The organism is Bradyrhizobium huanghuaihaiense (genome assembly GCF_025200885.1).
GTDB lineage: Bacteria > Pseudomonadota > Alphaproteobacteria > Rhizobiales > Xanthobacteraceae > Bradyrhizobium > Bradyrhizobium huanghuaihaiense.
Map to the genome: position 1 here is coordinate 1,397,700 of NZ_CP104172.1, position 13,961 is coordinate 1,411,660.

General features: G+C 64.3%; 14 protein-coding genes. 13 read left to right on the forward strand and 1 reads right to left on the reverse strand.

The genetic code is table 11. The features are described 5' to 3' along the window. Nucleotides 1-59: 59 nt before the first annotated feature. From N2603_RS06630 to N2603_RS06640, 3 genes are all read left to right on the forward strand, one after another. Entirely contained in the window at nt 60-932 is an 873-nt protein-coding gene (locus N2603_RS06630; RefSeq protein WP_260388121.1) for a shikimate dehydrogenase, read from the forward strand. 65 nt (nt 933-997) lie between these two features. Then, entirely contained in the window at nt 998-1,624 is a 627-nt protein-coding gene (locus N2603_RS06635; RefSeq protein ID WP_260388122.1) for a hypothetical protein, read from the forward strand. 77 nt (nt 1,625-1,701) lie between these two features. Beyond that, a complete protein-coding gene (locus N2603_RS06640; RefSeq protein WP_260388123.1) occupies nt 1,702-2,325 on the forward strand; it encodes a single stranded DNA-binding domain-containing protein in 624 nt (207 codons plus the stop codon). A 349-nt stretch (nt 2,326-2,674) separates the two neighbouring features. Here N2603_RS06640 and N2603_RS06645 read toward each other — a convergent pair whose 3' ends face one another. Continuing rightward, the gene (locus tag N2603_RS06645) at nt 2,675-3,811 is read right to left on the reverse strand and encodes an alpha-hydroxy acid oxidase (RefSeq protein ID WP_260388124.1); all 1,137 of its coding nucleotides are present in this window, start codon (nt 3,809-3,811) and stop codon (nt 2,675-2,677) included. Between the two features lie 104 nt (nt 3,812-3,915). Between N2603_RS06645 and N2603_RS06650 the strand changes: the two genes are divergently transcribed. The 10 genes from N2603_RS06650 (at nt 3,916) to serA (ending at nt 13,951) form a co-directional block, all read left to right on the forward strand. Further along, on the forward strand, nt 3,916-4,083 hold the full coding sequence (locus tag N2603_RS06650) for a hypothetical protein (RefSeq protein WP_167526384.1): 168 nt from the start codon (nt 3,916-3,918) through the stop codon (nt 4,081-4,083). Nucleotides 4,084-4,302: 219 nt separating this feature from the next. Beyond that, on the forward strand, nt 4,303-5,646 hold the full coding sequence (gene glmM, locus N2603_RS06655; protein WP_026312717.1) for a phosphoglucosamine mutase: 1,344 nt from the start codon (nt 4,303-4,305) through the stop codon (nt 5,644-5,646). Between the two features lie 397 nt (nt 5,647-6,043). Continuing rightward, nucleotides 6,044-7,297 (forward strand): MFS transporter, encoded by a 1,254-nt coding sequence (locus N2603_RS06660; RefSeq protein ID WP_026312716.1) that lies wholly within the window; start codon nt 6,044-6,046, stop codon nt 7,295-7,297. 228 nt (nt 7,298-7,525) lie between these two features. Next, a complete protein-coding gene (locus N2603_RS06665; RefSeq protein ID WP_018647497.1) occupies nt 7,526-8,359 on the forward strand; it encodes an outer membrane protein in 834 nt (277 codons plus the stop codon). A gap of 171 nt (nt 8,360-8,530) precedes the next feature. Continuing rightward, on the forward strand, nt 8,531-9,418 hold the full coding sequence (locus N2603_RS06670; RefSeq protein WP_260388125.1) for an outer membrane protein: 888 nt from the start codon (nt 8,531-8,533) through the stop codon (nt 9,416-9,418). Nucleotides 9,419-9,488: 70 nt separating this feature from the next. Further along, nucleotides 9,489-10,079, forward strand: coding sequence for a glutathione S-transferase family protein (locus tag N2603_RS06675; RefSeq protein WP_260388126.1), 591 nt, complete (start codon nt 9,489-9,491; stop codon nt 10,077-10,079). 30 nt (nt 10,080-10,109) lie between these two features. After that, the gene (locus N2603_RS06680) at nt 10,110-10,574 is read left to right on the forward strand and encodes a GNAT family N-acetyltransferase (protein WP_260388127.1); all 465 of its coding nucleotides are present in this window, start codon (nt 10,110-10,112) and stop codon (nt 10,572-10,574) included. A gap of 172 nt (nt 10,575-10,746) precedes the next feature. Beyond that, complete coding sequence (locus N2603_RS06685) at nt 10,747-10,938, forward strand: hypothetical protein (protein ID WP_260388128.1); 192 nt, start codon at nt 10,747-10,749, stop codon at nt 10,936-10,938. Nucleotides 10,939-11,017: 79 nt separating this feature from the next. Beyond that, nucleotides 11,018-12,190 (forward strand): phosphoserine transaminase, encoded by a 1,173-nt coding sequence (locus tag N2603_RS06690; RefSeq protein WP_260388129.1) that lies wholly within the window; start codon nt 11,018-11,020, stop codon nt 12,188-12,190. Nucleotides 12,191-12,361: 171 nt separating this feature from the next. After that, complete coding sequence (serA, locus tag N2603_RS06695; RefSeq protein WP_018647491.1) at nt 12,362-13,951, forward strand: phosphoglycerate dehydrogenase; 1,590 nt, start codon at nt 12,362-12,364, stop codon at nt 13,949-13,951. The last annotated feature ends 10 nt before the right edge of the window (nt 13,952-13,961 follow it).

The following is a 13,961-nucleotide window of genomic DNA, read 5'->3' on the forward strand; positions in this document are numbered from 1 at the left end:
ACTTGCTGCTGCGCCGCGGTGCGGCTCCCGCGCGCTTGACAGCGCCCGCGGGACGCGAAATGGATCGTCACGGAAACGACTTAAGGGGAAGGACGACCGTGACCAAGGCTCCCGCAGCCTGCCTGATCGGATGGCCGGCCGCGCATTCGCGCTCGCCGCTGATCCATCGTTACTGGCTGCGTACGCTCGGTATTGAAGGCGGCTACGTCATCGAGGCGGTTCCGCCCGAGGATCTGCGCGATTTCGTGCTGCGCCTGTCGCTGCGCGGCTTTGTCGGCGCCAACGTCACCATCCCGCACAAGGAAGCCGTGCTCGGGCTCTCGACACCTGACGCGCGCGCGCGGGCCGTCGGCGCCGCCAACACGCTGTGGTTCGAGGACGGCGAGCTACGCTCGACCAACACCGACGTCGAAGGTTTCATCGGCAATCTCGATGCCAGCGCGCCCGGCTGGGACAAGGCGGAAGAAGCGCTGGTGCTTGGCGCCGGCGGCTCCTCCCGCGCGGTCGTGTTCGGCCTGCGCGAGCGCGGCATCAAGCGCATCCATCTCGCCAATCGCACCATCGCGCGGGCCGAGACGCTTGCAGGACAGTTCGGTCCGAACGTGCATCCCGTGACGTGGGACGCGATCGGCGACGTGCTGCCGCGCGCAAGACTTCTCGTGAACACGACCTCGCTCGGCATGCACGGCCAGCCGTCACTCGACGTCGAGGTGTCGCGCCTGCCGCAAGAAGCCGTCGTCGCCGATCTCGTCTACGTTCCCCTGGTGACGCCGCTGCTGGCCGCCGCGCAGGCGCGCGGGCTGAAGACCGCCGACGGGCTCGGCATGCTGCTGCACCAGGCCGTGCGCGGCTTCGCGCTGTGGTTTGGCCGCAGGCCGCAAGTCACGCCTGAGCTGCGGGCGCTGGTCGAGGCCGATCTCACAAAGACTTGAGAGGGTAACGGCGAATAGCACACCACCTCCGGAGTTCTACCCTCGTGGGACAATCGGAGACCGTCATGACTATTCAACGTACAACCTTGATACGCCCGCTCGTCGCCGTCGCGATGGTAACCGTCTCGGCCGTCGCGGCCGTCGCGCAGAGGGCGCCGGTGCCGACGCGCGTGCGCGGCACCATCGAAAGCGTCAGCGGCGACACCATGCAGGTCAAGTCGCGCAGCGGCGAGGACGTCAAGCTGCGCATCGCCCCTGACGTCAGCGTGTCGGGAATTACAAAAATTTCACTCGCCGACATCAAGGTCGGATCCTTCGTCGGCGCCACCACCGTGCCGGGACCGGACGGCGGCCAGAACGCGGTCGAGGTCCACGTGTTTCCCGAGAGCATGCGCGGAACCGGCGAGGGCTCGCGGCCCTACGATCTCAAGCCGAATTCCAGCATGACCAATGCGACGGTCTCGGAGAGCGTGGTCGGCAATGACGGCCACACGCTCCTAGTCAAGTACAAGGACGGCGAGAAGAAGGTGTTCGTCCCGGACGACACGCCGGTGGTGACCTTCGTGCCCGGTGACAAGGGCGAGCTGAAGCCCGGCGCCAAGGTGATCGCCTTCATGAAGCAGCTGCCGGACGGCTCGTTCGAGACCAATCGCGTCAGCGTCGGCCGCGACGGCCTGACCCCGCCGATGTGATGATCTCACCAGGGAATAGCGGCGGTCGCACGGGGTTGCCGTGATGTACCGCCGCAACGCCCTGGAGGGACAAGGCCATGCCGAAGCTGAATTGGATGCCACGCGCCGTCGTGGCCACTTTCGTCACCTGCATCTTCGTGTCTTCCGCCTCGGGGCAGCAGGCGCCGACGGTGCGCATCCGCGGCACCATCGAGAGTGTCGATGGCAGCCTGCTCGGCATCAAGACCCGCGAGGGCAGCGATGTGAAGGTGAAGATGACCGACAATGTCGCCGTTTTCGCCGTGATCAAGACCGAGCTGTCCGAGATCAAGGAAGGCTCCTATATCGGCGTCACCGGCATGCCCGAGCCCGACGGCACCCAGAAGGCGATCGCGGTGCATATCTTCCCCGAGAACCAGCGCGGCGCCGCCGAAGGTTTCCGCCCCTGGGACGCCCGCGCCAACTCGACCATGACCAACGCCACCGTGGCGCAGACGGTGAAGGGCACCGACGGCCAGAACATCACGTTGAAATACAAGGACGGCGAGAAGAAAGTCGTGGTGCCGCCGGACACCCCGATCGTCACCTTCGTCGCCAGCGACAAGTCGGAGGTGAAGCCCGGCACCAAGCTGATCATTTTCGGCGCGGCCAAGAAGGAGGACGGCTCGCTGGAGGCGAACCGGGTGAATGTGGGGCGGGATGGGATCACGCCGCCGATGTGAGGGCAGCTATCGCCGGCAAATTCCGCTGTCGTCCCGGCGAAGGCCGGGACCCATACCGCGTGATCTATCGATAGTATCTGGTCTCAGTACCGCGCGAAGGCCGAATAGCTATCAGTCTTCGCCAAACCTAATCCTGTGGTTATGGGTCCCGGCCTTCGCCGGGACGACGGCGGAGTTTGTGGTCGCGATCTTCGATTACGTCGAGAACCTGTAGGGTGGGCAAAGGCGCGCCAGCGCCGTGCCCACGTCTTCTTGCGTGATACGAACATTGGTGGGCACGCTTCCGCCTTCGCTCTTCGAGCTACGGCGGACAAGTCGCTTTGCCCACCCTACGGCACTGCCGCTGCGGCTACACCGCAATCACGTGATCGTCGATCTCGTCGATCCGGTTGACGCCGCACAGGCCCATGGTGGTGAGCAGCTCCTTCTGGATGATCTCGATCGCCTTGGCGACGCCGGCCTGGCCGCCGGCACCGAGGCCGTAGGCATAGGCGCGGCCGATCATGCAGGACTGCGCGCCGAGTGCGAGCGCGCGCATCACGTCCTGGCCGGAGCGGATGCCGCCGTCGAACATGATCTCCATCTTGTCACCGACCGCGTCCGCGATCTCCGGCAGCACCTCGATCGAGGACGGCGCGCCGTCGAGCTGCCGGCCGCCATGGTTGGAGACGACGAGGGCCTGCGCGCCGGTCTTGGCGGCTTCCTCGGCATCCTCGACGTCGAGGATGCCCTTGATGACGAGCTTGCCCGGCCAGATGCTGCGGACCCACTCGACGTCCTTCCAGTTCAAGGACGTGTCGAACTGCGAGGCCGTCCACTCGGCGAGGCGGTTGAGATCCTCGGTGTTCTTCACGTGGCCGGCGATGTTGCCGAAGGTGCGGCGCTTGCCCTGCAGCACGCCCGAGACCCAGGCCGGCTTGCTGGCGAAATCCAAGAGCTTCGACAGCGACCATTCGGGGGGCACCGTCATGCCGTTCTTGATGTCGGCGTGGCGCTGGCCGATCACCTGCAGGTCGACGGTGAGCACGAGCGCGCTGCACTTGGCTGCGGCCGCGCGCTGAATCAGTTCCTTGATGAAGCCGCGGTCCTTCATCACGTAGAGCTGGAACCAGAACGGCTTCTCGACATTGGCAGCGATGTCCTCGATCGAGCAGATCGACATGGTCGATTGCGTGAACGGGATACCGGCGGCCTGCGCGGCGCGGCAGGCGTAGATTTCGCCGTCGCCATGCTGCATGCCGAGCAGGCCGACGGGCGCGAGGATCAGCGGCATGGTCGAGGGCTCGCCGAGGATCGTGGTCGAGGTGTCGCGCTTGGAGACGTCGACCAGGATGCGCTGGCGGAACTTGATTGCCTGCATGTCCTCGCGGTTGGCGCGCAGCGTTTCCTCGGCATAGGAGCCGCGGTCGCAGTAGTCGAAGAAGGCCTTCGGCACGCGGCGCTTATGCAGCGCCCGAAGATCGTCGATACAGGTGATGTGCTTCATGAACGTTTCCCGGCCCGTCTTTACTCAAGAGTCTTGCATCGGAAGATCGAGGGGTCATCTAGCATGGTTGGATGCACAGCCAAATCGTTTGAGAGGAGGCCGCCATGACGAAGCCGCACGCGAGACCTTCGCCGGAAGAGATCAAGGAGAAGCAGGATCTCGAGGACGCGCTGGAGGAGGGGCTGGAAGAGACCTTTCCGGGCTCCGATCCCGTCAACGTCACCCAGCCGGCGCCGAGCCGCGCCGACGGCCATGTGAAGCGCTCGGATTAGGGCGAGTTCCGCCTGCTTTCCGCTGGTCACACCGGAACTATAATGTTAACAAGGTGTTACCAAGGCGGTCGCGGCGCCAGTTCCGTAATGATTCATCATATTTTTTGAAGCCAAGTTAGCCGCGATGGCTTTATAAGACCTCAGCAAATCAGGGATGCGGGGCCTGTTCGGCAGCCCGTGGTTGCAGAGGGGACCCCTGATTGTTGCTTGGGGGACGATATGAGTCGCAAATATTTCGGGACGGACGGGATTCGGGGCCGCGCCAACGGACTGATCACGCCGGAGCTCGCGCTCAAGGTCGGCCAGGCTGCAGGCCTTGCGTTTCAGCGCGGTGACCACCGCCACCGGGTCGTGATCGGCAAGGACACCCGCCTGTCCGGCTACATGATCGAATACGCGATGGTCGCGGGCTTCACCTCGGTCGGCATGGACGTGCTGCTGGTCGGCCCGATGCCGACGCCGGCGGTCGCGATGCTGACCAAGTCGATGCGCGCCGATCTCGGCGTGATGATCTCGGCCTCGCACAATCTGTTCGAGGACAACGGCATCAAGCTGTTCGGGCCGCAGGGCTTCAAGCTGTCCGACGACGTCGAGCGGCAGATCGAGCAGCTGCTCGACGAGCCCATTGACAAGCGTCTCGCACAGAGCGCGAGCCTCGGCCGCGCCCGCCGTATCGATGGCGTGCATGACCGCTACATCGAATTCGCCAAGCGCACGCTGCCGCGCGATCTCTCGCTCGAGGGCCTGCGCGTCGTGATCGATTGCGCCAACGGCGCCGCCTACAAGGTGGTGCCCGAAGCGCTGTGGGAGCTTGGCGCCGACGTCGTGCCGATCGGCGTCGAGCCCGACGGCTTCAACATCAACAAGGATTGCGGCTCGACCTCGCCGGAAGCGCTGTCGAAGAAGGTGCGCGAGATGCGCGCCGACATCGGTATTGCGCTCGACGGCGACGCCGATCGCGTCATCCTGGTCGACGAGCGCGGCCATGTCGTCGACGGCGACCAGCTGCTCGCGGTGATCGCGCAGAGCTGGAAGGAAGACGGACGTCTCTCGCGTCCCGGCATCGTCGCCACCGTGATGTCCAATCTCGGCCTCGAGCGCTTCCTCAAGGGGCAGGGGCTCGATCTCATGCGCACGCCGGTCGGCGACCGCTACGTGCTCGAGCAGATGCTGAACGGCGGCTACAATCTCGGCGGCGAGCAGTCCGGCCACATCATCCTGTCCGACTACGCCACCACCGGCGACGGCTTTGTCGCTGCCCTGCAGGTGCTTGCCGTGGTGCAGAAGCTGCGCCGGCCGGTGTCGGAAGTCTGCCACCGCTTCGATCCGCTGCCGCAGATCCTCAAGAACGTCCGCCACAAGGGCGGCAAGCCGCTCGATGATTCCGACGTCAAGTCGGCGATCTCCGACGGGGAGAAGCGCCTCAACGGCCACGGCCGCCTCCTGATCCGCTCCTCCGGCACCGAGCCGGTGATCCGCGTCATGGGCGAGGGCGAGGACCGCCATCTGGTCGAGGACGTCGTCGACACCATCGTCTCCGCGCTGGGACAGGCCGCAGCGTAAGGCGCAGCGTGACACGATCGTAGCCCGGATGGAGCGCAGCGAAATCCGGGGTTCGCGCCCGCGGATACGGACGTCCCGGATTACGCTTCGCTCCATCCGGGCTACGAAGCTGGGGCAGGCGACGGCGTAAGGTCTTTCAAGCACGAGCGGGGTGGGGTGATCTCACCCCACGGGCAGTATCGTAGGGTGGGCAAAGCGACAGCGTGCCCACGCGTCTGTCGCCGAATCGGAAAGATGGTGGGCACGGCGCAAGGGCGCCTTTGCCCACCCTACGATATCGGACTCGCGGAGAGGGTAAGACCCACGCATTCCAGCCATTTGCGATTGGCGGTGGTTCCACCGCCGCTTGCATCGTAATCAGCAGATCGCGGCAATCTGCCGCGCCGGGATCGCTGCATTGAACAAGCCTGTCGTCGTACCTGCGGAAACGCTGACGGAGCCCGTCGTCGTCAGCGATGTTGCGCCCGCTGCTGCCAACACAGCCGCGGGGCCGGCTTATGTCGTGCTCGCCGGCATCAGCTTCTCGCACTTCCTCAACGACACCATGCAGTCGCTGATCGCCTCGGTGTATCCGATCCTGAAGGACACCTACGCGCTCGACTTCGCGCAGATCGGCATGATTACGCTGGCCTTCCAGTTCACGGCCTCGCTGCTGCAGCCGGTGGTTGGGCACTACACCGACAAGAAGGCGCAGCCTTATTCGCTGTCGATCGGCATGGCCTCGACCTTCTTCGGCCTGTTGCTGCTCAGCGCCGCGCACCAGTATCTGATCATCCTCGTCGCCGCCGCGCTGGTCGGCCTCGGCTCGGCGGTGTTTCATCCGGAATCCGCGCGCATCGCGCGGCTCGCCTCCGGCGGCCGCTACGGTTTCGCGCAATCGGTGTTCCAGCTCGGCGGCAGTTTCGGCACCTCGATGGGGCCGGTGCTGGCCGCGCTGATCGTGGTGCCGTTCGGGCAGGGCAGCATCGCCTGGTTCTCCTCGATCGCGTTCCTCGCGATTCTCATCCTCTGGCGCATCGGGCGCTGGTACGCGCCGCAGATCACGGCGAAGAAGGCGGCGCCCGTCCACACCCAGCCCGGCGGGCCGAGCTCACGCCGTGTCGCCGTTGCACTTCTCGTGCTGGTGGCGCTGCTGTTCTCAAAACAGCTCTACGTCTCCAGCCTGTCGAGCTATTACATCTTCTATCTGATCGACCGGTTCGGCGTGTCGACGCAGGCAGCGCAAATCTATCTCTTCATCTTCCTCGCGGCGAATGCGGTCGGTGCGTTCTTCGGCGGCCCCTTGGGGGATCGCTTCGGCCGCAAGATCGTGATCTGGATCTCGATTCTCGGTGCGCTGCCGTTCACGCTGGCGCTGCCCTATGCCGGGCTCTACGCCAGCGCGGTGCTGTCGGTCATCATCGGCCTGATCATCTCCTCGACGACGTCGTCGATCATCGTGTTCGCGCAGGAGCTGGTGCCGCACCGCTTCGGCATGATCTCCGGCGTGTTCTTCGGCGTCGCCTTCGGCATCGGAGGCCTCGGTGCAGCCGTGCTCGGCAAGCTCGCCGATCACACCTCGATCGAGTTCGTCTACCAGGTCTGCGCGTACCTGCCGGCGATCGGCCTGCTTGCGGTGTTCCTGCCGAAACTGCCGCAGCACGCGCGTTAACAAACCTTTCTTCGCTGCATTGCGGCTTCATACATCGTTAGCAATTGGGGCGCCTACGCTTGCATTTTTGCAACGCTCGCACGGCATCCGCGTGTACAGTGAGAAAAAATCAACCTTAAAAATTAGGGTTAAGTGGCGCTTAAACATTTGCTGCCATCGTCCGGGTCGTGAGTTTCCAGAACGTGGGGCGTCTGCATTTTGCCTCACCGGCCATAAGGACGAAGCCCAATGCGTAGCGTTAAGTCTCTCCTTGCCGCGGGTGCGGCAACCCTGATCTCGTCGATGGCGTTTGCCGCCGATATGCCGATCGCGGCGCCGCCTCCGATGTACGCGCCGCCGGCTCCGCCCGCCGACTTCGGCGGCTGGTATCTGCGCGGCGACGTCGGCATGACCAACCAGCGTGCCAAGAGCATCGATGCCTCCCTGCCGGCCGGCTATACGAAGTCGACGGAAGGTCTCGGCTTCGACTCTTCGCCGCTGTTTGATCTCGGCGTCGGCTATCGCTTCAACAACTGGTTCCGCGCCGACGTGATCGGCCAGTACCGTGGCAAGGCCAATCTGCACGGCAGCGACAACGTCTTCGGGCCCGGCTTCGTCGGCGTCAACAACTACACCGGCAGCAAGTCCGAGTGGGTCGTGATGGCCAACGCCTACGTTGACCTCGGCACCTGGTGGTGCATCACCCCGTTCATCGGCGCCGGTGTCGGCGGCTCCTACAACAAGATCAGCGGCTTCCGCGACGACGGCGTGTCGTTCAGCGGCGGCGCGCTGTCCAACAGCGTCGCCTACTTCGCCGACAACGGTAAGTGGAACTTCGCCTGGGCGGCTCACGCCGGTCTCGCCTACAAGGTCAATCCCGGGTTCACCGTCGAACTGGCCTACAGCTACATGAACCTCGGCGACGCAGCGCCCGGCAACTTCCGCCTGTTCGACAACAGTGCTTCGGGCCCGACCTCGATCAAAATCAAGGAGCTCACCTCGCACGATCTGAAGCTCGGCGTGCGCTGGGATCTCAACAGCCCGCCGGCCTACGTGCCGCAGCCGCTCGTCACCAAGGGCTGATCCTCAAGCCCATCGCTTAACGTCTCTTAACGGCGCGGGATCATCCCGCGCCGTTTTGCTTTGCGGATTTTTCATGGCCCGACGGCGGCGAAATTGCTTAAGGCAACCATTGGTTAAGGTTAACGAGCCATGATCATCGGCGAAAGTTCGAGTCCGATTTGGAGCGTTGCGATGCGTAGGCTTTTGTTGGCGGCGGCGATGTTGGGGACGGTGTCTGCCGCGCACGCGGCCGATATGCCGGATCTCCCGATCCTGCGCGGCGGCATCACCGACGGCCTGTCGAAGACGTCCCACAACTGGGACGGCTTCTATGTCGGCGGCAACGCCGGCTATACCACCAACGCCACCGATTTCAGCCAGAGCGTCGTCGGCCTGACCAACTTCATCTTCCGCGACAGCGTTCTTCAGCAGCCGACGTCGACGTGGTCGCTGATGAACAAGACCAACACGCAAGGTGTCAATTTCGGCGGCTTCATCGGCCGCAACTGGCAATGGTATGATGCCATCCTCAGTCTCGAGGGCACCTACAGCTATTTCAACAATCTCGCGACGTCGACGTCGGGCTCGAACTCGCTCATGATCGTCAACCCGGCCGGCGAGACGCGGCCACCCGGCGTCACCAACAACTATGGCGTGACACTGACCGGTACCGCCGCGGCGCAGGTCAAGGACATGATCACGTTGCGCGGGCGCGTGGGTTGGGACGGCGGCGGCTTCATGCCCTACATGTTCGCCGGCGCGGCTGTCGGTCGCATGGACGTGTCCCGCACGGTGACGAGCAACGTGACACTGCGGCAGGACTCGACGGTGACGGACGCGTTCGGCAACGTCATCACGGTCATCGGCGCGACCAACCCCGTCCCGGCACAATCGCAGACCCAGTCCCAGCACAGAACCAATACGTTCGCGGTGGGTTGGACTGCCGGTCTCGGTCTCGAATACTGCATCTGGGACGGTCTGTTCGCGCGGGTCGAATACGAATATGTGAGATTCTCTCCCGTCATGAACACGCAGGTGACGCTGAACAACGCGCGCCTCGGCCTCGGCTACAAGTTCTGAGCGGTCCGCTTCCTGTTGACAGCTCCGCTTCGTCCTGATGCTCTGTCGCTCCGACAGCGGGGCGGCAGCGATGAAAATCTACGGCGACAGCAATTCCGGCAATTGTCTCAAGGTGAAGTGGGTCTGCGACAAGCTCGCGGTGCCCTATCAGTGGATCGAGATCGACACAAGCAAGGGCGAGACGCGCACGCCGCAATTCCTCAAGATGAACGGTGCCGGTCAGGTGCCGACCGTCGCCTTCGACGACGGCCGCACGCTGGCGCAGTCCAACGCCATCATCCGCTACCTCGGCCGCGACAGCGTCCTCATTCCGCGTGACGCCTTCGCTGCGGCGAAGATGGACGAATGGCTGTTCTGGGAACAGTACAGCCACGAGCCCTATATCGCGGTGTGCCGCTTCCTCATCGTCTATCTCGGCAAGAGCGCCTCCGAGCTCGATCCTGAAAAGGTCAAGCGCGGCTATGCGGCGCTCGACCGCATGGAGCAGCATCTCGCCACCAGCCGCTTCTTCGCCGGCGATGCGGTATCGCTCGCCGACGTCTCGCTGCTCGCCTATACCCGCGTCGCGCATGAAGGCGGTTTCGATCTCGGTCGCTATGCGGCCATCCGCCGCTGGATCGGCGAGGCCGAGGCCTTTCTCGGCCTGCCTCCGGCGCGCTGAGTCCCGCGCTGGGTTTTTGGAGTTTCCCGTATGACCGATAAGTCCGTCTCGATCCGTCCCGCGCGCCGCGAAGACGTGCCGGCGATCGTGGCGATGCTCGCCGATGATCATCTCGGGCGCGCGCGCGAGCGCGTGGAGGATCCGCTGCCTGCGTCCTACTACGCGGCGTTCGAGCGGGTCGATCGCGATCCAAATCTGACGCTCGTCGTTGCCGAAAGCGAGGGCAGGGTGGTCGGCTGCCTGCAACTCGCTGTTCTCTCAGGCATCAGCTCGCAAGGCGGCATCCGCGGACTGCTCGAAGACGTGCGCGTTGCCACTGATTGTCGCAGCCGCGGCATCGGCGAGCAGTTGGTGCAATGGGCCGTGACGGAAGCGAAGGCGCGCGGTTGCAATCTGGTCGAACTGCTGACGCATCAGACGAGAACGGATGCGCAGCGCTTCTACAAGCGGCTGGGATTCACAGCGAGTCATGTCGGCATGACTGTCCGCTTTTGAGGCAACACCTCGCAAGCGTTGCGTGATCAGCGAAATTGGAGCGCGCGTTCGTTCATCTTAAGAGCTGATAAACTACCCGTCCGTCGTTCACGTGGAAGTGGGAACGAACGGTGCTACGCAGCGTCAGACACCGGGCTCGGTCGGTTCGGGGATTTCGATGACAAGCTATTCCATGATCAAGGTCGGCAACGACTACGTTGTGCAGGCCAACGACAAGTGCATTTTGAAGGTCGGCAGCCGCCGCCGTGCCGCGCAATTGATCAGCGAGGCCACGGACTTGCTGAATGCGCTCACTGCCGTCGAGTCCCCGGAAATCGCCCCCGAGGCGCCTTCACTCCAGCGTGAGACGCCCGAACTTCCTTGACGACTCTGCCCGTTTCCCGTATCAGCCGCGGCGGGACACCTCCCCCCAACGGGAGGCTTACTATCTGGAAGGGTAGATCATGACTGTAGCGAAGCCCGCTTCGCGGCCGACCGTGCCGCATTTTTCCTCCGGCCCCTGCGCCAAGCGCCCCGGCTGGAACGCCCAAAATCTCAAGGACGCAGCGCTCGGCCGCTCGCATCGCGCGAAGGTCGGCAAGACCAAGCTCAAGCTCGCGATCGATCTGACGCGCGAAGTGCTCGAAGTGCCCGCCGATTATCGCATCGGTATCGTGCCGGCCTCCGATACCGGCGCGGTCGAGATGGCGCTGTGGTCGCTGCTGGGTGCGCGGCCCGTCACCACGCTCGCCTGGGAATCCTTCGGCGAGGGCTGGGTCAGCGACATCGTCAAGGAATTGAAGCTCAAGGACGTCACCAAGCTCAACGCGGCTTACGGTGAGATTCCCGACCTCTCCAAGGTCGATCCCAAGAGCGACGTCGTCTTCACCTGGAACGGCACCACGTCGGGCGTGCGCGTGCCGAACGCCGACTGGATCAGCGCGACCCGCGAAGGCCTGACCATCTGCGACGCGACATCCGCCGCGTTTGCGCAAGCTCTCGACTGGGCCAAGCTCGACGTCGTCACCTTCTCCTGGCAGAAGGCGCTCGGCGGCGAAGCCGCTCACGGCATGCTGATCCTGTCCCCGCGTGCTGTTGAACGGCTCGAGACCTACAAGCCGGTCTGGCCGCTGCCAAAAATCTTCCGCATGACCAAGGGCGGCAAGCTCAACGAAGGTATCTTCGTCGGCGAGACCATCAACACGCCGTCGATGCTCTGCGTCGAGGATTATCTCGATGCGCTGAACTGGGCGAAGTCGATCGGCGGCCTCAAGGCGCTGATCGCGCGCGCCGACGCCAACACCAAGGTGCTCGCTGACTGGAAGGCGAAGACGCCGTGGATCGACTTCCTGGCTAAGGACGCCTCGATCCGCTCCAACACCTCGGTGTGCCTGAAGTTCACCGATCCCGCGATCACCTCGCTCTCGGACGACGCGCAGGCGGAGTTCAGCAAGAAGCTGGTGGCGCTGGTCGAGAAGGAAGGCGCCGGCTACGACTTCGCCTACTACCGCGATGCGCCGGCCGGCCTGCGCATCTGGTGCGGCGCCACGGTGGAAGCCAAGGACGTCGAGCTGCTGACGCAGTGGATCGACTGGGCCTTCGCCGAGACCAAGGCGCAGCTCGCCAAGGCTGCCTGAGTTCTTACCCTCCCCTGGAGGGGGAGGGTCGACGCACCGTCAGGTGCGGCGGGGTGGGGGTGATCTCTCCACACGGCGCGCTGGCGATTTTCTTTTTTGCGGCTTCACCCCACCCCGGCGCTTCGCGCCGACCCTCCCCCTCCAGGGGAGGGTGTGAAGGAAGACATCCCCATGACCAAACCCAAAGTTCTCATTTCCGATGCGCTCTCGCCCGCTGCCGTTCAGATCTTCAAAGACCGCGGTGTCGAGGTCGACTTCCAGCCCAATCTCGGCAAGGACAAGGACAAGCTCGCCGAGATCATCGGCAATTACGACGGCCTTGCGATCCGCTCCGCGACCAAGGCGACCGCGAAGATCCTCGAGAAGGCAACCAACCTCAAGGTGATCGGCCGCGCCGGCATCGGCGTCGACAATGTCGAGATCCCCGCCGCGACGGCCAAGGGCATCATCGTGATGAACACGCCGTTCGGCAATTCGATCACGACCGCCGAGCACGCCATCACCCTGATGCTGGCGCTGGCGCGCGAGATCCCGCAGGCCGACGCCTCGACCCAGGCCGGCAAGTGGGAGAAGAACCGTTTCATGGGCGTCGAGATCACCGGCAAGGTGCTCGGCGTGGTCGGCTGCGGCAATATCGGCTCGATCGTCGCCGACCGCGCGCTCGGCCTGCGCATGAAGGTCGTCGCCTTCGATCCGTTCCTGTCGCCCGAGCGTGCCAAGGACATCGGCGTCGAGAAGGTCGATCTCGACGATCTCCTGAAGCGCGCCGACTTCATCACGCTGCACACGCCGCTGACCGAGAAGACCAAGAACATCATCGACGCCACCGCCATCGCCAAGATGAAGAAGGGCGTGCGCCTGATCAACTGCGCCCGCGGCGGTCTCGTCGACGAGCAGGCGGTGGTCGAGGCGCTCAACTCCAAGCACATTGCCGGCGCCGCCTTCGACGTCTTCGTCGAGGAGCCCGCGACCTCCAACGTGCTGTTCGGCCATCCCAATGTGATCTGTACCCCGCATCTCGGCGCCTCCACCACGGAAGCGCAGGAGAACGTCGCTCTGCAGGTCGCCGAGCAGATGTCGGATTACCTGCTCACCGGCGCGATCTCGAACGCGGTCAACTTCCCCTCGATCACCGCGGAAGAGGCGCCGAAGCTGAAGCCGTTCATCGCGCTCGCCGAGAAGCTCGGCTCGTTCGCCGGCCAGCTCACTGAATCCGGCATCCTCAAGGTCGAGATCACCTATGAGGGCCACGTCGCCGAGATGAAGATCAAGGCGATCACGTCTGCCGTGCTGTCGGGCCTGCTGCGGCCGATGCTGGGCGAGGTCAACGTCGTCTCGGCACCGGTCGTCGCCAAGGAGCGCGGCATGGTCGTGGACGAGATCGTGCGCGCCGCCCAGAGCGACTATGAGAGCCTGATCACCGTCACGGTCGCGACCGAACGCCAGGAGCGCTCGGTCTCCGGCACCGTCTATCACGACGGCAAGCCGCGCCTCGTCGACGTCAAGGGCATCCGGGTCGATGCCGAGTTCGGCAAATCGATGATCTACATCACCAACGAGGACAAGCCGGGCTTCATCGGCAAGTTCGCAAGCCTCCTTGGCGACGCCAAGATCAACATCGCGACCTTCCATCTCGGCCGCGTCGCCCCCGGCAGCGATGCCATTGCGCTGGTCGAGGTCGACGGCGTGGTGCCGGCGGACGTGCTCGCCAAGGTGCAGGCCCTGCCGCAGGTCAAGCAGGCCAAGGCGTTGACGTTCTAAGGCGCGGTCG